At 74.1% G+C, this 19847-nt stretch carries 16 protein-coding genes and 1 pseudogene; 13 read left to right on the top strand and 4 right to left on the bottom strand.

The genetic code is table 11. From position 1 onward, the window contains the following. The 4 genes and pseudogenes from I3F54_RS30915 to I3F54_RS30895 all read left to right on the top strand — a co-directional run. Positions 1–120: pseudogene (locus tag I3F54_RS30915) on the top strand (4-hydroxy-3-methylbut-2-en-1-yl diphosphate synthase); the annotation flags it as partial. 462 nt (positions 121–582) lie between these two features. After that, the gene (locus tag I3F54_RS30905; RefSeq protein WP_240122242.1) at positions 583–1431 is read left to right on the top strand and encodes a GNAT family N-acetyltransferase; all 849 of its coding nucleotides are present in this window, start codon (positions 583–585) and stop codon (positions 1429–1431) included. 25 nt (positions 1432–1456) lie between these two features. Further along, positions 1457–1987 carry a GNAT family N-acetyltransferase gene (locus I3F54_RS30900; RefSeq protein ID WP_240122241.1) on the top strand — a complete coding sequence of 177 codons (531 nt, stop codon included), beginning with the start codon at positions 1457–1459 and terminating at the stop codon, positions 1985–1987. A 73-nt stretch (positions 1988–2060) separates the two neighbouring features. Further along, positions 2061–3761: a proline--tRNA ligase gene (locus tag I3F54_RS30895; RefSeq protein ID WP_240122240.1), complete on the top strand. Its 1701-nt coding sequence runs from the start codon at positions 2061–2063 to the stop codon at positions 3759–3761. Between the two features lie 74 nt (positions 3762–3835). Here the strand turns inward: I3F54_RS30895 and I3F54_RS30890 are convergent, their stop codons facing one another. Genes I3F54_RS30890 through I3F54_RS30880 form a run of 3 tightly spaced genes read right to left on the bottom strand, consistent with a single transcriptional unit; the run spans position 3836 to position 5859 of the window. Continuing rightward, positions 3836–4765 (bottom strand): aminoglycoside phosphotransferase family protein, encoded by a 930-nt coding sequence (locus I3F54_RS30890; protein WP_240122239.1) that lies wholly within the window; start codon positions 4763–4765, stop codon positions 3836–3838. Between the two features lie 51 nt (positions 4766–4816). After that, on the bottom strand, positions 4817–5299 hold the full coding sequence (locus I3F54_RS30885) for a ferritin-like domain-containing protein (protein ID WP_240122238.1): 483 nt from the start codon (positions 5297–5299) through the stop codon (positions 4817–4819). Beyond that, positions 5296–5859: a hypothetical protein gene (locus I3F54_RS30880; RefSeq protein WP_240122237.1), complete on the bottom strand. Its 564-nt coding sequence runs from the start codon at positions 5857–5859 to the stop codon at positions 5296–5298. Before I3F54_RS30880 ends, I3F54_RS30885 begins: the two co-directional genes overlap by 4 nt. Positions 5860–6057: 198 nt before the next feature. On the opposite strand from I3F54_RS30880, the gene rimP reads away from it, so the two are divergent. The 9 genes from rimP (at position 6058) to I3F54_RS30835 (ending at position 18002) form a co-directional block, all read left to right on the top strand. Then, positions 6058–6555 carry a ribosome maturation factor RimP gene (gene rimP, locus I3F54_RS30875; protein ID WP_240122236.1) on the top strand — a complete coding sequence of 166 codons (498 nt, stop codon included), beginning with the start codon at positions 6058–6060 and terminating at the stop codon, positions 6553–6555. A gap of 2 nt (positions 6556–6557) precedes the next feature. Further along, a complete protein-coding gene (nusA, locus tag I3F54_RS30870) occupies positions 6558–7556 on the top strand; it encodes a transcription termination factor NusA (RefSeq protein WP_240122235.1) in 999 nt (332 codons plus the stop codon). Positions 7557–7659: 103 nt separating this feature from the next. Next, the gene (locus I3F54_RS30865; protein WP_240122234.1) at positions 7660–7956 is read left to right on the top strand and encodes a YlxR family protein; all 297 of its coding nucleotides are present in this window, start codon (positions 7660–7662) and stop codon (positions 7954–7956) included. 147 nt (positions 7957–8103) lie between these two features. Further along, positions 8104–11103, top strand: coding sequence for a translation initiation factor IF-2 (gene infB / locus I3F54_RS32455; protein ID WP_240122233.1), 3000 nt, complete (start codon positions 8104–8106; stop codon positions 11101–11103). Positions 11104–11358: 255 nt separating this feature from the next. Beyond that, positions 11359–11652 (top strand): DUF503 domain-containing protein, encoded by a 294-nt coding sequence (locus tag I3F54_RS30855; RefSeq protein WP_240122232.1) that lies wholly within the window; start codon positions 11359–11361, stop codon positions 11650–11652. 38 nt (positions 11653–11690) lie between these two features. Continuing rightward, positions 11691–12140 (top strand): 30S ribosome-binding factor RbfA, encoded by a 450-nt coding sequence (gene rbfA, locus I3F54_RS30850; protein WP_240122231.1) that lies wholly within the window; start codon positions 11691–11693, stop codon positions 12138–12140. Beyond that, complete coding sequence (gene truB / locus I3F54_RS30845; RefSeq protein WP_240122230.1) at positions 12137–13045, top strand: tRNA pseudouridine(55) synthase TruB; 909 nt, start codon at positions 12137–12139, stop codon at positions 13043–13045. The genes rbfA and truB overlap by 4 nt, the downstream gene beginning before the upstream one ends. Positions 13046–13322: 277 nt before the next feature. Further along, positions 13323–16901, top strand: coding sequence for a serine protease (locus tag I3F54_RS30840; RefSeq protein WP_240122229.1), 3579 nt, complete (start codon positions 13323–13325; stop codon positions 16899–16901). Positions 16902–17042: 141 nt separating this feature from the next. Next, positions 17043–18002 (top strand): bifunctional riboflavin kinase/FAD synthetase, encoded by a 960-nt coding sequence (locus I3F54_RS30835; RefSeq protein WP_240122228.1) that lies wholly within the window; start codon positions 17043–17045, stop codon positions 18000–18002. A gap of 67 nt (positions 18003–18069) precedes the next feature. Here the strand turns inward: I3F54_RS30835 and I3F54_RS30830 are convergent. Continuing rightward, the coding region (locus I3F54_RS30830; RefSeq protein WP_240122227.1) for a MinD/ParA family protein at positions 18070–19847 on the bottom strand (1778 nt) is incomplete at its 5' end.

Genomic DNA, 19847 nt, shown 5'->3' with positions numbered 1-19847 from the left:
AAGACCGTCCCCGAGTCGAAGATCGTCGAGACCCTCATCGAGGAGGCGATGAAGATCGCCGCGCAGATGGAGGCCGAGGGCGCGGAGTCGGGCGAGCCCTCCGTGTCGGTCGCCGGCTGACCGACGACGCACGAGCGGGCCGGCCGCCCCACGGCCGGCCCGGAGACCCGGAGTAGCTGCGAGCCACGGGTGGTGCGCGGGGGCGCGGGAGTGAGCGGTGGACGCCGGGTGGCGTCCGGCCGCGGCTCCGGGGGCGTGGAGGCCGCTCCACATGCTCCACGCCGACCCCCCTTCCCGTCCCGTGCGCTCCGCGGCGCGTGTGCGATCGGCTGCCACCTGCCCCGGGCTCCTCACCGTGACCACCTCGGGCGCCTCCGCCGCCGGCCGCGCACCGGGCCCCGCCGTCCGGCGACCGCGAGGACACCGGAGAGGGTCCCGCCCCGTCGGCCCCGCGGAGAGGCCCCCGCCCCATCGGTCCCGTCCGCCGCCCCCGCCGCAGCGTGCCTCCCACCGGGCGGCGCCGCAGATTTTCGGCAGGTACAGTGCGGAGATCAGCCGACCCGAGCGTGTGAGGCCCCGTACGTGTTGACCCAGACCACCTCACGGGTCCTCGAACCGAGCGACCTGGACGCCGCCCTCGCGGTGCTCGACCGCGAGCCGGTCGTCAACGCCTTCGTATCCTCCCGCGTACAGGTCGCGGGGCTGGACCCGTGGCGCCTCGGCGGGGAGATGTGGGGCTGGTACGAGGACGGCATGCTCACGTCCCTGTGCTACGCGGGCGCCAACCTGGTCCCCGTCTGCGCCACCCCGCGCGCCGTCCGTGCTTTCGCCGACCGTGCCCGCAGGGCCGGCCGCCGCTGCTCCTCCGTCGTCGGCCCCGCCGGTCCCACCGCCGAGCTGTGGAACCTCCTCGAACCCCACTGGGGCCCGGCCCGCGACATCCGCACCCACCAGCCGCTGATGGTCACCGACCGCCTGCCCACGGACATCGCCCCCGATCCCTACGTCCGCCGAGTCCGCAAGGACGAGATGGAGACGATCATGCCGGCGTGTGTGGCGATGTTCACGGAAGAGGTCGGTGTCTCGCCGCTGGCCGGTGACGGCGGCCTCCTCTACCAGGCCCGCGTCGCCGAACTCGTGGGCGCCGGACGCTCCTTCGCCCGCCTCGACGACCGCGGCCGGGTCGTGTTCAAGGCCGAGATCGGTGCCGCGACGCCCCAGGCCTGCCAGATCCAGGGCGTGTGGGTGGCCCCCGAGTACCGCGGGCAGGGCTTCGCGGCGCCCGGCATGGCGGCGGTCCTGCGCTACGCCCTCGCCGACGTCGCCCCGGTCGTCAGTCTCTACGTCAACGACTACAACACCTCGGCCAGAAGGACGTACGAGCGCGTCGGCTTCCAGGAGATCGGCGCCTTCATGAGCGTCCTTTTCTGACTCGACGCCCCTGTACGCTCCCGGCATGGACGCTGTGATCGGCCCCTTGGACCTCTCCGCCCACGTCGACGAGGCGCTGGCCGTCCAGGCCGTCGCCTTCGGCCTCGGCACCGACGAGGTGGCCGTCCGCCGCCAGATCGTCCTCCGGCACATGACCCACCGGGGAGCCAGGGCCCTCGGCGCCACCGTGGGCGGCACACTCGTCGGCTTCGTCTACGGCATGCCCAACGACCGCGCCCACTGGTGGTCCACCGTCGTGGAGCCCTACCTGCGCGCCCGGGGCCACGAGCACTGGCTCGACGACTCCTTCGTCATCACCGAGCTGCACGTCCACCCCGACCACCAGCACCGCGGCATCGGCCGCGGCCTCATCACCACGATCACCGACTCCGCGACCGAACCCCGCTCGATCCTCTCCGCGATCGACACCGACAGCCCCGCCCGCGCCCTGTACCGCTCCCTCGGCTACCAGGACCTGGCCCGGCAGGTGCTCTTCCCCAGCGCGCCCAAGCCGTACGCCGTGATGGGGGCCCCTCTCCCGCTGCGCCGCGGCTAACCGATTTCCGGGCACGCCCGCCACCCGGCTAACCTCCTTGCCATCACCCTTACCCGGCAGGAGTACAACAACCATGGCGAACGCACCTGTCCAGCGCATGTCCCAGTTGATGGCGAAGACGCTGCGCGACGACCCCGCGGACGCCGAGGTGCTCAGCCACAAGCTGCTGGTCCGCGCCGGCTACGTCCGACGCACCGCCGCGGGCATGTGGAGCTGGCTGCCGCTCGGCAAGAAGGTCCTCGCCAACGTGGAGCGGATCGTCCGCGAGGAGATGGACGCGATCGGCGCCCAGGAGGTGCTGCTCCCGGCGCTGCTGCCCCGTGAGCCGTACGAGGCCACCGGCCGCTGGGACGAGTACGGCCAGGAACTGTTCCGGCTCAAGGACCGCAAGGGCGGCGACTACCTCCTCGGCCCGACCCACGAGGAGATCTTCACCCTGCTGGTCAAGGACCAGTGCACGTCCTACAAGGACCTGCCGGTCATCCTCTACCAGATCCAGACCAAGTTCCGGGACGAGGCCCGCCCGCGGGCCGGCATCCTGCGCGGGCGCGAGTTCCAGATGAAGGACTCCTACTCCTTCGACCTCGCCGACGAGGGCCTCGCCCACTCCTACGCCCTGCACCGGGAGGCGTACCAGAAGATCTTCACGCGCCTCGGTCTCGACTACCGCATCTGCGCCGCCACCGCCGGCGCCATGGGCGGCTCCAAGTCGGAGGAGTTCCTCGCGCCCGCCGAGGCCGGCGAGGACACCTTCGCCGACTGCCCGAACTGCGACTTCGCCGCCAACACGGAGGCGATCACCCACGCGCTGAAGCCGGTGGACGCCGAGGGCGTCCCGGCCGCGGAGGACATTCCCACCCCGGACACCCCCACCATCGAGACCCTCGCCGCCTCCCTCGGCGTCCCCGCCTCAGCCACCCTGAAGAACCTCCTGGTCAAGGTGGACGGCGAGATCGTCGCCGTCGGTGTGCCCGGTGACCGCGAGGTCGACCTGGACAAGGTCGAGGCGCACTTCGCCCCGGCCGTCGTCGAGATGGTCACCGAGGCCGACTTCGCCGGGCGCAACGACCTGGTCCGCGGCTACGTCGGCCCCCAGGGCCTGGAGAAGGTGAAGTACATCGCGGACCCGCGCGTCGCCCCGGGCACCGCGTGGATCACCGGCGCCAACAAGGCCGACACCCACGCCAGGAACGTCGTCGCCGGCCGCGACTTCGAGGTCGACGCGTACGTCGACGTCGTCGTGGTGCGGGACGGCGACCCCTGCCCGAAGTGCGGCACCGGCATCGAGCTGGACCGCGCCATCGAGATCGGCCACATCTTCCAGCTCGGCCGTAAGTACACCGACGCCCTCAAACTCGACGTCCTCGGCCAGAACGGCAAGCCGGTCCGCCTCACCATGGGCTCCTACGGCATCGGGGTCTCCCGCGCCGTCGCCGCGCTCGCCGAGCAGAGCGCCGACGACAAGGGCCTGTGCTGGCCCAAGGAGATCGCCCCGGCCGACGTCCACGTGGTCGCCGCGGGCAAGGCCCAGCAGATCGAACTCGCCCTCGACATCTCCGGCAAGCTCGCCGCCGCCGGCGTCCGGGTCCTCGTCGACGACCGCGCGGGCGTCTCACCGGGCGTGAAGTTCACCGACTCCGAGCTGATCGGTGTCCCGACCATCCTGGTCGCCGGGCGGCGCGCCGCCGAGGGCGTCGTCGAACTGAAGGACCGCCGCACCGGCGAGCGCGAGGAGCTCCCGGTCGACGAGGCCATCGCCCGCCTCACCGCCTGACCCCGAGGGCCGGGGGCGTTCACCGCGGGTGAGCGCCCCCACCGCCCCGGGGCACCGGCATCCCGGAACACGGGCTACAGCCAGCTCGCGAACTCCAGCAGCAGCTCCCCGTCCCGCTCCCGGCCGACCCGGCGCGCCCGCACGCCCGACTCCACGGCGCGGAACAGGGTCCAGCCGCGCAGCCGTTCCTGGTCCACCTCCAGCGACTCCGCGAGCCGCTTCACGCGCCGCCGGGTGGTCGCGGCACCGGACGGCGAGGCGATCAGGTCCTCCACCCGGTCGCGGACCAGCCGGGCGAGGTCGAACGCGCACTCGCCGACCACCGGGTCCGGGCCCACCGCGAGCCACGGCATCCGCTCCCCGGCCAGGACCTTGCTCTGCCGGAAGGTGCCGTGCAGCAGCCGGTGCTCCGGCGGGGCGGCCAGCAGCGCGTCCCGTGCCGCGAGAGCCTCCTCGACCAGCGGTGCCACCTCGGCGTCGCGGTCCGCGCTCGCCCGCATCGCCTCCGCCTGCCGCCGGGTTCGCGCGGCCACCGTCTCGAACGGGTGGGCCGCCGTGCCGGAGGGCGGCTCCACCCACAGCCGACGCAGCGTCCCCGCCGCCTCCAGCAGCGCCTTCGCCTCGGGCAGCGACCGCACCGACACATCGGGGTGCAGCCGCTCCAGCAGCAGCACACCCGGCTCCGCGTTCTCCCCTCCGCCCGGCAGGTCCTCCTGAAGCAGCCGTACGGCGCCCCGGCCGGCCCAGTGTGCGAGCGCCGCCCGCTCCGCCTCGGGGCGGGCCCGGCGCGGCGCCAGCTTCAGCACCGCGGGCGTGTCGTCGGCGCGCCGCACCAGCAGCACCAGGCTGCTCCGGCCGCCCGGTGCCTGCACCCGCTCGACGGTCAACTCGCGTAGCGCCACCGCGTGACGCGCCTCCTCCGGCAGCCGCTCCAGCCAGGCGTCACCCTCCGGTGCCGTCTCACCGAGCGCCCTGACCAGACGCCGCGGCGGTTCGAAAGCCATACGCGAGTCGTTCCCTTTCTGTGCCCGCTTCTGTGCCCGCTTCTGTGCCCGCTACGTGGTGGGTGCGGCCGTTGCCGAGGGCGACGCCGGTGCCCCGGCGTTCGCCGTCCGCTCGGCGAGCCCAGGGAAGGCTACGCTCTTCCCGCGCCAGCGCGCCGCCCGCACCGCGGCCTCGCGCAGCGCGCCCGCGGCCTCCCGCCGCCGCTGCCCCGCCGAGGACCGCACGAGGTCGGAGTAGACCCCCGCCACGCGGTCTTCCAGCTCCGCGGCGAGCCGGACGGCGGCCGCCGCGTCCGGCACCGCGAACGGCAGCGCGTAACCGGCCGCCGCGGCGGCCGGCACACCGCCCAGGTCCCGCACCTCGCGCACCAGGGCGTCCCGGCGGGCGCGGTGGGCGTCGTAGGCGGCGCGGGCCTCGCCGCGGCGCGCCTCGTCGATCCGGCCGCCGACCACCCCGTAGCCGTACGCCGCCGCGTGCTCGGCGGCCAGCGCCGCCTGGAGCGCCTGAAGTTCCCGTGCCCTGTCCTGGCTCACCCGGCCGCCTCCGTCGTCAGCAGGTAGACATGTGCCGCGCCCGCCGCGGCCACCGAGGCCAGCAGCCGCGCCAGTTCGCCGTCCACGTCGGCGAGCGCCTGCGTCCGCCGGTCCGCCAGCTCCTTCTCGGCGGCGGCGAGCAGGGCCACGGCCGCCTTCTCGTCCGTGGGGACGACGGGGGAGGCGCCGGGGGAGCCGGTGGGGGAGCCGGTGGGGGAGCCCGTCGGTGAGGCGGACGGCGAACGCGGCACGCCGGACCCCGCCGGCCGTCCGCCGAACGCCTCCGCGTGGCGCACGGTCTCCGCCCGCAGCGGCGCCAGCCGTACGGCGAGCGACGGATGGACGGCGAGGACCGCGTCGTACCGCCCGGCCAGGTCCGTGCTGTCCCGGGCGGCACGCGCGCGGACGCGCTGGGCGGGGGACGGGGTGCCGGACGTGCCGCCGCCGGTGTCCTCCGGGGCGGCCGAGCAGCCCACCAGGAGCGCGGCGCCCGTGGCCGAGGCGAGCAGGGTTCTTCTGCGCGGCCCCGAGGGGATGCGCGGTGGCGGGGTGAACGGCACGGCAGACGTCCTCGGGGAGCTCGTACGGAGGGACGGTGGACCCGCGGGTCCGTGATCACGGTACCCGCGTGTCCGGTCGGCACCACTCACCGGCACCGTGCGTACACAGGTGGACGGCAACACCCCTCGGGACCGGATACCCTTTGACCTGACACGCGACCATCCCACAACAGCACACGCGGCCGAGGAGTCACCCGGATGAGCACCACCCAGAGCGAGAGGCTGCGAGACCTTCTGGAACCGCTCGTCGCCTCTCAGGGCCTGGACCTCGAAGAGATCGCCGTGGACTCCGTCGGACGCAAGCGTGTACTGCGCGTCGTCGTCGACTCCGACACCGGGGCCGATCTGGACAGGATCGCCGATGTGAGCCGCGCGCTCTCGGCGAAGCTCGACGAGACGGACGCGATGGGCGAGGGGGAGTACACCCTCGAGGTCGGCACCCCGGGCGCGGAGCGCCCCCTCGGCGAGCACCGGCACTACGTGCGCGCCGTCGGCCGGATGGTGCGGTTCCAGCTGGGCGAGGGCGGCGAACTGGTCGCCAGGATCCTCACCGTCGACGACGACGGACTCGACCTCGAGGTGCCCGGGGTCAAGGGACGCAAGGCCACCACGCGCAGACTCGCGTTCGGCGAGATCACCAGGGCGCGTGTGCAGGTCGAATTCAACCGCAAGGACAAGAACGAGGAGGAGGCGTAGCCGTGGACATCGACATGAGTGCCCTGCGGGGCTTGGTGCGGGAGAAGGAGATCTCCTTCGACCTGCTGGTCGAGGCGATCGAATCGGCCCTCCTCATCGCCTACCACCGCACCGAGGGAAGCCGCCGCCACGCGCGCGTCGAGCTCAACCGGGAGACCGGGCACGTGACCGTGTGGGCGAAGGAGGACCCGGACGACCTCGAGGAGGGCCAGGAGCCCCGCGAGTTCGACGACACCCCGTCCGGCTTCGGCCGGATCGCCGCCACCACCGCCAAGCAGGTGATCCTCCAGCGGCTGCGCGACGCGGAGGACGACGCGACGCTCGGCGAGTACGCCGGCCGCGAGGGCGACATCGTCACGGGTGTGGTCCAGCAGGGGCGCGACCCGAAGAACGTGCTGGTGGACATCGGCAAGCTGGAGGCCATCCTGCCGGTGCAGGAGCAGGTGCCCGGCGAGCAGTACCCGCACGGCATGCGGCTGCGGTCGTACGTCGTCCGGGTGGCCAAGGGTGTGCGCGGGCCGTCCGTGACGCTGTCGCGCACCCACCCCAACCTGGTCAAGAAGCTGTTCGCACTGGAGGTGCCGGAGATCGCCGACGGGTCCGTCGAGATCGCCGCGATCGCCCGCGAGGCCGGCCACCGCACCAAGATCGCCGTACGGTCCACCCGTTCGGGCCTGAACGCCAAGGGCGCCTGCATCGGCCCCATGGGCGGCCGGGTGCGCAACGTGATGGGCGAACTGAACGGCGAGAAGATCGACATCGTCGACTGGTCGGACGACCCGGCCGAGATGGTGGCGAACGCCCTGTCACCCGCACGGGTGAGCAAGGTGGAGGTCGTCGACCTGGCTGCCCGGTCCGCCCGGGTGACGGTGCCCGACTACCAGCTGTCCCTCGCGATCGGCAAGGAAGGGCAGAATGCCCGGCTTGCGGCGCGGCTCACGGGCTGGCGGATCGACATCCGACCGGACACCGAGCAGGCCGGGCAGCAGGACGGGGAATAAATCCCGGCCGCGGGTCGCTCAGATCACGACAGGTTTCGAACGCGCCAACTGTTCGCATCCTGCCCCGGAGGGGTGAGGTGCCTACGGGGAGGTAGACTTAACAGTGTCTGGCCGGACACGGGCCCGGGCATGCCCTGAACGCACCTGTGTGGGGTGTCGGGAACGAGCGGCCAAGGCGGAACTGCTGCGGACCGTGGCGATCGAGGGTGAATGCGTCCCCGATCCTCGCGGTACGCTGCCCGGCCGGGGTGCGTATGTACACCCCGTCCCGGTCTGTCTCGACCAGGCGGTGCGCCGCCGGGCGTTCACCAGGGCGCTGCGCGTCCCGGGAGCGCTCGACGTAATGGTGTTGCGCCGGTACGTCGAGCGGGCAGAGGCTGCCGAGCAGGCAGCACGGTAGGAACACAGAGCCGCGCGGAACCCCGCGCTGCTGGTACCTCGCGAGTCGAAAGCAGGTCGAGATTGCGATGAGCACTCGATGAGTACGCGATGAGTACGCCCATGAACTAGCGACGGTCCGGCTTCACCCGGACCTCAGAGGAGCGAAGTGGCTAAGGTCCGGGTCTACGAACTCGCCAAGGAGTTCGGTGTGGAGAGCAAGGTCGTCATGGCCAAGCTCCAGGAACTCGGTGAATTCGTCCGTTCGGCGTCTTCGACCATCGAAGCGCCCGTTGTACGCAAGCTGACCGACGCCTTCCAGGGCGGTGGCAACGGCAAGTCCGCCGGCAAGCCCGCCCCGCGCAAGGCGGCGCCCAGGCCCGCCGCGCCCTCCCCGGCGCAGGCGGCACGTCCGGCTGCTCCGAAGCCGGGCGCCCCCAAGCCCCCCGCCGCGCAGACGCCTGCGGCCCCGTCGGCGCCCGCGCCGACCCCGGGTCCGCGTCCGGTGCCGGGCCCGAAGCCCGCGCCGCGTCCGGCCCCGGCAGCCCCGGAGTTCACCGCTCCGCCGGCCGCCCCGGCAGCGTCCGGCCCCAAGCCCGGCGGTCCGCGCCCGGGCGGCCCCAAGCCGGGCGCCCGTCCGTCCGGCCAGGGCGGCCAGGGGCAGCGCCCCTCCGGCCAGGGCCCGCGTCCCGGTGGCTCCGCGCCGCGTCCGGGCGCCCGTCCGTCCGGTCCGCGTCCGGGGAACAACCCCTTCACCTCCGGCGGCAACGCCGGCATGGCGCGCCCGCAGGCTCCCCGCCCGCAGGGTCCGCGTCCGCAGGCCCCCGGCGGCCAGGGTGGTCCCCGTCCGCAGGCCCCCGGTGGCCAGGGCGGTCCCCGTCCGCAGGCTCCGGGCGGTCAGCGTCCGAACCCGGGCTCGATGCCCCGCCCGCAGGGCGGCCCGCGTCCCGGCCCCGGCGGTCCGCGCCCGAACCCCGGCATGATGCCGCAGCGTCCCGCTGCCGGCCCGCGTCCCGGCCCCGGCGGCCGTGGTCCGGGTGGCGGTGCGGGCCGTCCCGGCGGCGGTCGTCCCGGCGGCGGCGGCGGCGGTTTCGCCGGCCGTCCCGGTGGTGGCGGTGCCGGTCGTCCCGGTGGCGGCGGCGGTTTCGCCGGCCGTCCCGGTGGTGGCGGTGGCGGCTTCGGCGGTGGCGGTGGCCGTCCCGGCTTCGGTGGCCGTCCCGGCGGTCCCGGTGGCCGTGGTGGCACGCAGGGCGCCTTCGGCCGTCCCGGCGGTCCCGCGCGCCGCGGCCGCAAGTCGAAGCGGCAGAGGCGCCAGGAGTACGAGGCCATGCAGGCCCCGTCCGTCGGCGGCGTGATGCTGCCTCGCGGCAACGGCGAGGCCATTCGCCTGTCGCGCGGTGCCTCCCTCACCGACTTCGCGGAGAAGATCAACGCCAACCCGGCGTCGCTCGTCGCGGTCATGATGAACCTGGGCGAGATGGTCACGGCCACGCAGTCCGTCTCCGACGAGACGCTGCAGCTCCTGGCCGGCGAGATGAACTACACCGTTCAGATCGTCAGCCCGGAGGAGGAGGACCGCGAGCTGCTCGAGTCCTTCGACATCGAGTTCGGTGAGGACGAGGGCGACGAGGAGGACCTGGTGGTCCGCCCGCCGGTCGTCACCGTCATGGGTCACGTCGACCACGGCAAGACCCGACTGCTCGACGCCATCCGCAAGACGAACGTCATCGCGGGCGAGGCCGGCGGCATCACCCAGCACATCGGTGCCTACCAGGTCTCGACCGAGGTCAACGACGAAGAGCGCAAGATCACCTTCATCGACACCCCGGGTCACGAGGCGTTCACCGCCATGCGTGCCCGTGGTGCCAAGTCGACCGACATCGCGATCCTGGTCGTCGCGGCCAACGACGGCGTCATGCCGCAGACGGTCGAGGCGCTCAACCACGCCAAGGCGGCCGACGTCCCGATCGTCGTCGCGGTCAACAAGATCGACGTCGAGGGCGCCGACCCGACCAAGGTGCGCGGTCAGCTGACCGAGTACGGCCTGGTGGCCGAGGAGTACGGCGGCGACACCATGTTCGTCGACATCTCCGCCAAGCAGGGTCTGCACATCGACAGCCTCCTCGAGGCCGTCGTCCTCACCGCGGACGCCTCGCTCGACCTGCGGGCCAACCCCGGCCAGGACGCGCAGGGCATCTCGATCGAGTCCCGCCTCGACCGCGGCCGCGGTGCCGTGGCGACCGTCCTCGTCCAGCGGGGCACGCTGCGGGTCGGCGACACGATGGTCGTGGGCGACGCTTACGGCCGGGTCCGCGCCATGCTCGACGACAACGGCAACAACGTCACCGAGGCGGGCCCGTCGACGCCGGTCCAGGTCCTGGGCCTGACCAACGTCCCGGGTGCGGGCGACAACTTCCTGGTGGTCGACGAGGACCGTACGGCCCGTCAGATCGCCGAGAAGCGCGCCGCCCGCGAGCGCAACGCCGCGTTCGCCAAGCGCACGCGCCGCGTCTCCCTCGAGGACCTGGACAAGGTGCTCAAGGCCGGCGAGGTCCAGCAGCTCAACCTCATCATCAAGGGTGACGCTTCCGGTTCCGTCGAGGCGCTCGAGTCGTCCCTGCTCCAGCTGGACGTCGGCGAAGAGGTCGACATCCGCGTCCTGCACCGCGGCGTCGGTGCGGTCACGGAGTCCGACATCGACCTGGCGATGGGCTCGGACGCCATCGTGATCGGCTTCAACGTCCGTGCGGCGGGCCGCGCGGCGCAGATGGCCGAGCGCGAGGGCGTGGACGTCCGCTACTACTCGGTCATCTACCAGGCGATCGAGGAGATCGAGGCGGCCCTCAAGGGCATGCTCAAGCCGGAGTTCGAGGAGGTCGAGCTCGGTACGGCGGAGATCCGCGAGGTCTTCAAGTCGTCCAAGCTGGGCAACATCGCGGGTGTCCTCATCCGCTCGGGCGAGGTCAAGCGCAGCACCAAGGCGCGCCTCATCCGCGACGGCAAGGTCGTCGCGGAGAACCTCACCATCTCCGGTCTGCGCCGCTTCAAGGACGACGTCACCGAGATCCGCGAAGGCTTCGAGGGCGGTATCAACCTCGGAAACTTCAACGACATCAAGGTCGACGACGTCATCGCGACGTACGAGATGCGCGAGAAGCCGCGGGTGTAACGACCCACGGTGCCTGCGCTGGCCGACGGGAGCGTGCTCCCGTCGGCCAGCGCCCCTTTTCCGGGGACGGATCGGCGGGCGGAGTCCCAGGCGGCGACCCGGGGCCGCGCGCCGCGGGAGGCGCCCCGCCGGCCGGCGAAGCCCCGGGGAAACCCGGTCGAGTCGCCGGCGGGTACGGGGTACCGTTCATGATGTCCCCGGCCGCACGGACCTGGGGCCATCGATCCCGGACCGGCGGGTGAACCGGTTGCACACATGTATGTGGGGACGCTGTCCTTCGACCTCCTCCTCGGCGACGTACGGTCGCTGAAGGAGAAGCGCTCCGTCGTCCGCCCCATCGTCGCCGAGCTCCAGCGCAAGTACGCGGTGAGCGCGGCCGAGGTGGACCATCTCGACCTCTACCGGCGTGCCGAGATCGGCCTCGCCGCGGTCTCCGGCGACGCGGGGCACCTCACCGACCTGCTCGACCGGTGCGAACGTCTGGTCGCCGGCCGCCCCGAGGTGGACCTGCTGTCCGTGCGGCGGCGCTTCCACGGCGAAGACGACTGACCAGAGAAACAAGACAGGAAAGAACGGGAGCTGGACCAGTGGCCGACAACGCGCGGGCGAAAAGGCTGGCGGACCTCATCCGGGAGGTGGTGGCCCAGAAGCTGCAGCGCGGGATCAAGGACCCGCGGCTCGGTTCGCACGTCACCATCACGGACACCCGGGTCACGGGTGACCTCAGGGAGGCGACCGTCTTCTACACGGTCTACGGAGACGAGGAGGAGCGCAAGGCCGCCGCGGCCGGACTGGAGAGCGCCAAGGGCGTCCTCCGCTCCGAGGTCGGCAGGGCCGCCGGCGTGAAGTTCACGCCGACCCTGAGCTTCGTCGCCGACGCCCTGCCGGACAACGCCCGGACCATCGAGGACCTCCTCGACAAGGCGCGCGCCTCCGACGCCGCGGTGCGGCAGAGCGCCACCGGCGCGCGGTACGCCGGTGAGGCGGACCCCTACCGGAAGCCCGCCTCCGACGAGACGGACGACACCGCCGAATGAACGACCGCAAGCCCACCCCGCCCGACGGCCTGGTCATCGTCGACAAGCCGTCGGGCTTCACTTCGCACGATGTCGTCGCCAAGATGCGCGGCATCGCGCGCACGCGCCGCGTCGGCCACGCCGGCACCCTCGACCCGATGGCGACCGGCGTGCTCGTGCTCGGCGTGGAGAGGGCCACCAAGCTCCTCGGCCATCTCGCGCTGACCGAGAAGGAGTACCTCGGCACCGTCCGCCTCGGGCAGGACACCGTCACCGACGACGCCGAGGGGGAGATCACCTCCTCCACCGACGCCTCCGGGATCACCCGCGAGTCCATCGACACCGGCATCGCCAAGCTGACCGGCGACATCATGCAGGTGCCGTCCCGGGTCAGCGCCATCAAGATCGACGGCGTGCGGTCCTACAAGCGGGCCCGTGAGGGCGAGGAGTTCGAGATCCCCGCCCGGCCGGTGACGGTCTCCTCGTTCACCGTGTACGACGTCCGCGACGCCGTCGCCGAGGACGGCACCCCCGTCCTCGACCTGGTCGTCTCCGTCGTCTGCTCGTCCGGTACCTACATCCGCGCCCTCGCCCGGGACCTCGGCGCGGACCTCGGCGTCGGCGGGCACCTCACAGCGCTGCGCCGCACTCGGGTGGGGCCGTACAAGATCGACACGGCCAGGACGCTGGACCAGCTCCAGCAGGAGCTGACGGTCATGCCGATCGCCGAGGCGGCGGCTGCCGCCTTCCCGCGCTGGGACGTGGACTCCCGGCGTGCCCGGCTGCTCACCAACGGCGTCCGCCTGGAGATGCCCGACACCTACGCGGGTGCCGGCCCCGTGGCCGTGTTCGGCCCGGAGGACCGTCTCCTCGCCCTCGTCGAGGCGCAGAAGGGCAAGGCGAAGAGCCTGGCCGTCTTCGGCTGAGGAACCCACGGACCCCGGCCCCACCGGCCCGGGACGGGGCCGGTTCGCCCGTGGAGCGGCGAGCACGGGGCATCTCCTGCCGCCGCTCCACGGTCCCCCCTCGGTTCCCCCACCCCTAGGGTGTATCCAGCGCCCGCCGACCATTCACCCGTCCAGGCGGGCGCTCGGAGTGAAGCGGGGGAGCACAGGGGGGCGCGTTCGTCACGCGATCTGTCCCGCCGATCACCGCCTGCCTACCGTCGAAGACACAGGCACGCGCAGGGCGGGAGGAACGACCATGGCGGGACGGGGGCCGCACACACGCACCCGGGCCGCGCACGGCCGACCGCGCCCGGACTCCGCGGAGGGCGGACCGGGCCCGGACGAGGCCGGCGGACAGGGCCCGGACGACGGGCCGGACAGCGCCCACCGCGACACCGGCGGAGCCCACGGCGGCGTCCCGCAGGAGCACCCGGCCCAGCCGGAGGCCCCCGGGCCCGCTCTCGTCCACCTCCGGGACGTGTCCGGCCGCCCCAGGGGCCTCGCCTTCGCCGCCGACCACCACGGCACACTGATCACCAGTCACGAAGCCGTCGACGGCCTGCCCCGGCTCGTCGTGCACACCGCCGACGACCGCAGCCGCGTCGTGACGGCCGACGCGGTGACCGCGCTGCCCCACCGCGGCCTCGCCCTCGTCCGCACCGAAGGACTCGGCCTCGACCCGCTCCCGGTCACCGCGCGGGACCGCATCGACAGCGGCACGTACGTGCGCGTCCCCGCCGGCGTCTGGCGCGAGGCCCGGGTGCTCGGCGCGACCGGCGCCACCTACACCGCCACCGATCGCGCCCGTCCCGTCGGCGACGCCCTGGAACTGGCCATCGGCACGGCCGGCCGGGACGCGCTGCGCCCCGGCGGCGGCGCGGCCGGCGGGCCCGTGCTGGACGCCGTGACCGGCGCGGCCGTCGGCGTCGTGGCCACCGCCCTGCGGGCCGGCCACACCGCCGCCGGACTCGCCGTACCCCTGCGCCCCGCCGACCCCGCCGCCGACGGCCCGCTCGCCGACCTGATCGCCCGCAACGCCGCCACCGTGCCCGCCTACGGAACCGATCTCAACCCGGCCGGGATGCTGGAACTCACCGCCGTCTGCGTCGGCCAGGACGGCCCGCCCGGCGCGCTGCCCGGGCACGGGCCGGCCCCCCATGGCGCCGTCGACCCGGTCGAACGGGCCACGCCGGCCGCGGCGTTCTCCGCCTTCGCCACCGGTGACGCCACCGTCCTCGCCCTCGTCGGCGCCCCCGGCAGCGGCCGCACCACCGAACTCGCGGCGCTCGCCGCCCGCCGCAGCCGCGACCCGCTCCCCGCGCCCACCCTGTGGCTGCGCGGCGCAGACCTCCACGACGATGACACCGGAGTGGCGGACGCGGCCCGCCGCGCGCTGTCCCGCGCCGCCCGCATCGTCGCCGCCTCCCGCGGAGGCGACCCGGCGGATCTCGGCGATCTCGGCCCCGAGCGCCTGGCCCGCCTCGCCCGCACCGTCGGCCGGCCCCTGCTGCTCCTCCTCGACAGCCCCGAGGAGATGCCTCCGGTCCTTGCCCACCGCCTGCGCGCCTGGACCGAGGGCACCGTGGACTGGCTGCGCCGGACCGGCGCGCGGCTCGTGGTGGCCTGCCGGCCGGAGTACTGGGAGGACGCGGGCGCGCAGTTCCCCCGCGCACTGCTGCACGCGGCCGAACACCCCGCGGACGACACGCTGCCGCCCTGCGTCCCGCTGGGCGACCTCGGCCCCGAGGAGGCCCGGCGGGCCCGGCAGCGCCACCGCGTCCCCGAGGGCGTCCTCCCCGGCCCCGACGCCCGCCACCCCCTCACGCTGCGGCTGCTGGCCGAGGTACGCGCCGCGCTGCCGGACGCGCCCCGCGTCCGCACCGACCGCCACGACGTCTTCGCCGCGCACCTGGACCTGATGTGCCTGCGCATCGCGGTCCGGCTCGCCGCCGGGAACGAACTGCGCGGCTCCGCCGTACGACGGCTCGCGGCCAGGGTCGCCGGACAGGTCCACGAGGCCGCCCGGCGCAGCCTCGGCCCGGGCCAGGGGGAACTCGACCGGCAGGCGTTCGAGACGGTGTTCCCCTGGGGGCCGGCCCCCGACCGGCTCGGCGGCGGCACGGGCTGGGCGTCCGCCGTCCTCGCCGAGGGCCTCCTCGTCCCCGCGGGCAGCGGCTACCGCTTCGCCCACGAGGAACTCGCCGACTGGCTCCAGGGCATGCACCTCGACCTCGACGAGGCCCTGCGCGTACTCGTCCACCGCGCCCCGCGCGAGGCGCATCCACTGCCCGTCCCGCACCACCGCATCGGCCCCGTGGTGCAGGCCATGCTCCTGCTGGCCCGCCGGCACGGCACCCGCCGGCTCACGCTGCGCCTCGACGAGCTGGCCGACGCCCTGGACACGGACCCGGACTCCTGGTGGGCCGCCCGGCTGCTCACCGAGGTCCTCGCCCGGGTCCCCGACGCCACTCCGTACCTCGGTGTGCTGCGCGATCTCGCCGATCGGATCGCCGCACGGCGGCTGCCCCCGACGCGCTTCGGCCCCGCCTTCTGGACAGGCCTCCCGCTGCGCGACGCCGACCGCTTCGACCTGCTGCGCCGCCTCGTCCTCGCCGACACCGCGCCGCAGGACGGCGGCGCCCCCCGCTTCCTGGACACCACGGCCCGGCTCCTCGCCGGCGACCCCGCCGCCGTCCAGCCCCATCTCACCCACTGGTTCGATGACGAGCGGCCCCTGCCCGCCACCCCGCACGCCACCGTCGCCACCGCCGCGCAGGCCCTGCTGCACACCCACCGGCACGGCGCGCTCGACGACCTCACCGAGGTCCTGGCCGACAGCGCCCACCGCCGCGCCGACGAACTCCTCGCCGTCCTCGCCGAGGACGAGCCCTCCGCGCTCTGCCGGGCCGTCGACCGCTGGGCCCGCGACGTCCGGCCGGACCGCCGGGTGGCGGCCATGGCGTACGGGCTGCGCGCCGCACCGCACGTCCGCAGCGACGCGGACCGGGAACTGCTGCGCTGCGCCGCCCTCGCCCTCCTGGCCCGGTCCGCCGACGCCACGCTGCACGGCGCAGCGCTCGCCCTCCTGGTCCGCGACCCGCACACCCGGGCCCGCCACCTTCCGCAGGCGCTGCGCCGGTTCGCCGCGGGCGATCCCCAGCTTCCGCCCGGCGCGCTGCTCACCGCCCTGGCCACCCACCCGGAACCCGTGCTCGACGCCTTCCGGACCCGGCTCGCCGGGCCGAACGCCGGGGAGGCGCTGCGGGCGCTCGCCGACGCCGGCGAGCCCGGCCCGGCTCGCCGGGCCGCCGCACTGGTCCGGGAGGCCGTGGCGGCACGACCGGACGCCGCCGAGGACGTCGCCGGATACGTCGACCGGTGCCTGGACCGCGGACCCTCCGCCCGGGCCGCGCTGTTCCCGCTGGTCACCGATCTCCTGCAGGGAGGGCCCGAGCGGGTGCGAGCCGCCCTCGCCGCCGTCCTGGGCGCGCCCGGGACCCCCGCGTCCCGGCCCCTGCGCACGGAACTGCGCGAGTTCCTGCTGGCCCACGAGCAGGAACCCGCCGTCCTCGACGCGCTGCTCCACGCCGCCGTCTACCAGGGGGGCGGCGAGCTGCGTGACCTCCTCCACCGCGCCGGTCTGCTGCTCGTCCGCACCCCCGAGGGCGCGTCCCGGCTCGACCGCGGCCTGGTGGATCTCGCCCGTCACGTCCCCGGCTTCGCCGCGCTCATGGCCGGCTGGCTGGCCGGGACCCCCGGGGACTGGGCGGCGGTCGTCGGCCCCAGGACCCGCCGAGTGATCGAGAACCTGGCGAGCGTGCGCGTCCCCGTCTGAAGGGTCCGCGTCACGTGCGCCCCGTCACAGCCACCATGCCGATGCCGGGCGGGGGCGCGTGGCATGGCACCCTTAGACCTGCGTAACCAGGCACCGAAACACCAACGGCAGATACAGACACGGGTTCGAGGAGCGGTCACAGTGCAGCGCTGGCGTGGCTTGGAGGACATCCCCCGGGACTGGGGGCGCAGCGTCGTCACCATCGGCTCCTACGACGGAGTGCACCGCGGCCACCAGCTGATCATCCGGCACGCCGTGGACCGCGCCCGCCAGCTCGGTGTGCCCGTCGTCGTCGTCACCTTCGACCCGCACCCCAGCGAGGTCGTCCGCCCCGGCAGCCACCCGCCGCTGCTCGCCCCGCACCACCGCCGCGCCGAGCTGATGGCCGATCTGGGCGTGGACGCCGTGCTGATCCTGCCGTTCACCACCGAGTTCTCGAAGCTGTCGCCGGCGGACTTCGTCGTCAAGGTCCTCGCCGACCGGCTGCACGCCAGGGCCGTCGTCGAGGGTCCCAACTTCCGCTTCGGCCACAGGGCCGCGGGCAACGTGGAGTTCCTCACCGAGCAGGGCAAGGAGCACGACTTCGAGGTGGAGGTCGTCGACCTCCACCTCACCGGCGCGGCGGGCGGCGGCCAGCCGTTCTCCTCCACGCTGACCCGCCGCCTGGTGGCCGAGGGGGACGTCGCCGGTGCCGCCGAGATCCTCGGCCGCCCGCACCGTGTGGAGGGCGTGGTGGTGCGCGGCGCCCAGCGCGGCCGCGAGCTGGGTTTCCCGACCGCCAATGTCGAGACGCTGCCGCACACCGCGATCCCCGCCGACGGCGTCTACGCCGGCTGGCTGCACGTGGACGGTGAGGCGATGCCGGCCGCGATCTCCGTCGGGACCAACCCGCAGTTCGACGGCACGGAGCGGACCGTGGAGGCGTACGCCATCGACCGGGTGGGCCTGGACCTGTACGGCCTGCACGTCGCCGTCGACTTCCTCGCCTATGTGCGGGGGCAGGCCCGGTTCGACACGCTGGACGCGCTGCTGGAGCAGATGGCCGAGGACGTCAAGCGCTGCCGGGAGCTGGTGGCGGAGGCAGACGCCGGGGCCCGGTAGGGGCCTGTACGACGCCGAAGGGCGGCCGGTGCCCCACGCACCGGCCGCCCTTTCGCCGTACGCCGGGTTACTGCTGCGGCGGCTGAGGCTGGGCCGGGGGCTGCTGTCCCGGCTGCGGGTAGCCATACCCCTCCGGCGGCGCCGGCTGCTGCGGGCCCGGTTGCTGTGGGGCGTGCTCCTCTCCCGGTCGCTGAGGGGCGGGCTGGGGGTGGGGCCGGTGGCCGCCGGGCTGGGCCGGAAGCGGGGCGGCTGCCTGACCGGGCTGCGGCACATACGGCTGGCCCGGCTGCTGCGGGTACGGCTGGCCGTACGGCTGACCGGGTTGCTCCTGCCCTGGGTACGGCCGGCCGGGCTGCTGCGGATGCGGCTGACCGGGGTGCCCGGGGTGTGCGGAGGGCTGACCGGGTTGTCCCGGCTGCCCCGGCTGGGGTGCGTACGGCTGGCCCGCCTGCTGCGGGTGGGGGACCTGCTGGCCCGGCTGTCGCGGGTAGGGGACCTGCTGGCCCGGCATCGGCTGGCCCGGGTGCTGCTGGCCCGGCATCGGCGGGGCCGCCACCGGCGGTGGGTTGCCGTCACTGGTCCACAGCCCGTGAGCCTGCTGGTGCCGGGTGAAGTCCTCGGCGATCATCGCGGCGAGGTGGAAGTACGCCTCCCGCACCTTCGGCCGCATCATGTCCAGATCGACCTCCGCACCGGCTGCCAGGTGCTCGTCGAACGGCACGACGACGACTCCGCGGCACCGGGTCTCGAAGTGGGCCACGATGTCCTCGACCTTGATCATCTTGCCGGTCTCGCGGACGCCCGAGATGACGGTGATCGAGCGGGCGACCAGGTCCTGGTAGCCGTGTGCCGAGAGCCAGTCCAGGGTCGTGCTGGCGCTGGACGCGCCGTCCACGGACGGCGTGGAGATGATGATGAGCTGGTCGGCGAGGTCCAGCACGCCGCGCATGGCGCTGTAGAGGAGGCCCGTGCCCGAGTCGGTGAGGATGACCGGGTACTGCCTGCCCAGGACGTCGATCGCGCGCCGGTAGTCCTCGTCGTTGAAGGTCGTCGAGACGGCCGGGTCGACGTCGTTGGCGATGATCTCCAGGCCGGAGGGGGCCTGCGAGGTGAACCGCCGGATGTCCATGTACGAGTTGAGGTACGGGATCGCCTGGACGAGGTCGCGGATCGTCGCGCCGGTCTCGCGCCGCACCCGGCGGCCGAGCGTACCGGCGTCCGGGTTGGCGTCGATGGCCAGGATCTTGTCCTGCCGCTCGGTGGCCAGGGTGGCGCCCAGCGCGGTCGTCGTCGTGGTCTTGCCGACACCGCCCTTGAGGCTGATCACGGCGATGCGGTAGCAGGACAGCACCGGTGTGCGGATGAGATCGAGCTTGCGCTGCCGCTCGGCCTCCTCCTTCTTTCCGCCGAGCCTGAACCGGCTCCCGCCCGTGGCCGGACGGCTGCTCTTGGCCCGCTGCTTCCTGTTGCTGAGCAGCCGGTCGGAGGACAGCTCGACCGCCGCGGTGTAACCCAGCGGCGCGGCACCGGGGTTGGTGGGCTGGCGCTGGTCGGGCTGCACCGGCTGTGGCCAGGCGGCCCCGGTGCGCGGGTCGACGGGCGGCACCGGCGCGCCAGGCCCCGGCTGCGGTGCCTGCGGGGCCGTCCGGGACGGCTGTGGGGCGCCGTGCTGCTGCGGCGGCTGCGGCGGGAAGCGGTCACCGCCCTGGGCGTCGGGCGCCGGAGGCGGCGGGAAACCGTACCCCGAGGGCGCCGGGCCGGCCGGGTGCTGGGCGGGCACGCCCGGCGGCGGGAAGCCGTAGCCCGGCTGCGCCTGGGGCACCGGGGCGGGGACCTGCGGCGGGG

This window comes from Streptomyces sp. MUM 2J, from assembly GCF_022414535.1.
In the GTDB taxonomy this organism is placed as follows: Bacteria; Actinomycetota; Actinomycetes; order Streptomycetales; family Streptomycetaceae; genus Streptomyces.
Note: the sequence above shows the minus strand (reverse complement) of the source record. Positions and strands in the feature narration are given on the sequence as shown.

What these genes read in the sequence shown, in the direction of transcription:
- I3F54_RS30900 (WP_240122241.1), top strand. Translation starts at nt 1,457, where the DNA reads ATGGACGCTGTGATCGGCCCCTTGGACCTCTCCGCCCACGTCGACGAG.
- I3F54_RS30895 (WP_240122240.1), top strand. Translation starts at nt 2,061, where the DNA reads ATGGCGAACGCACCTGTCCAGCGCATGTCCCAGTTGATGGCGAAGACG.
- I3F54_RS30890 (WP_240122239.1), bottom strand. Translation starts at nt 4,765, where the DNA reads ATGGCTTTCGAACCGCCGCGGCGTCTGGTCAGGGCGCTCGGTGAGACG.
- rimP (WP_240122236.1), top strand. Translation starts at nt 6,058, where the DNA reads ATGAGCACCACCCAGAGCGAGAGGCTGCGAGACCTTCTGGAACCGCTC.
- I3F54_RS30855 (WP_240122232.1), top strand. Translation starts at nt 11,359, where the DNA reads ATGTATGTGGGGACGCTGTCCTTCGACCTCCTCCTCGGCGACGTACGG.
- truB (WP_240122230.1), top strand. Translation starts at nt 12,137, where the DNA reads ATGAACGACCGCAAGCCCACCCCGCCCGACGGCCTGGTCATCGTCGAC.
- I3F54_RS30840 (WP_240122229.1), top strand. Translation starts at nt 13,323, where the DNA reads ATGGCGGGACGGGGGCCGCACACACGCACCCGGGCCGCGCACGGCCGA.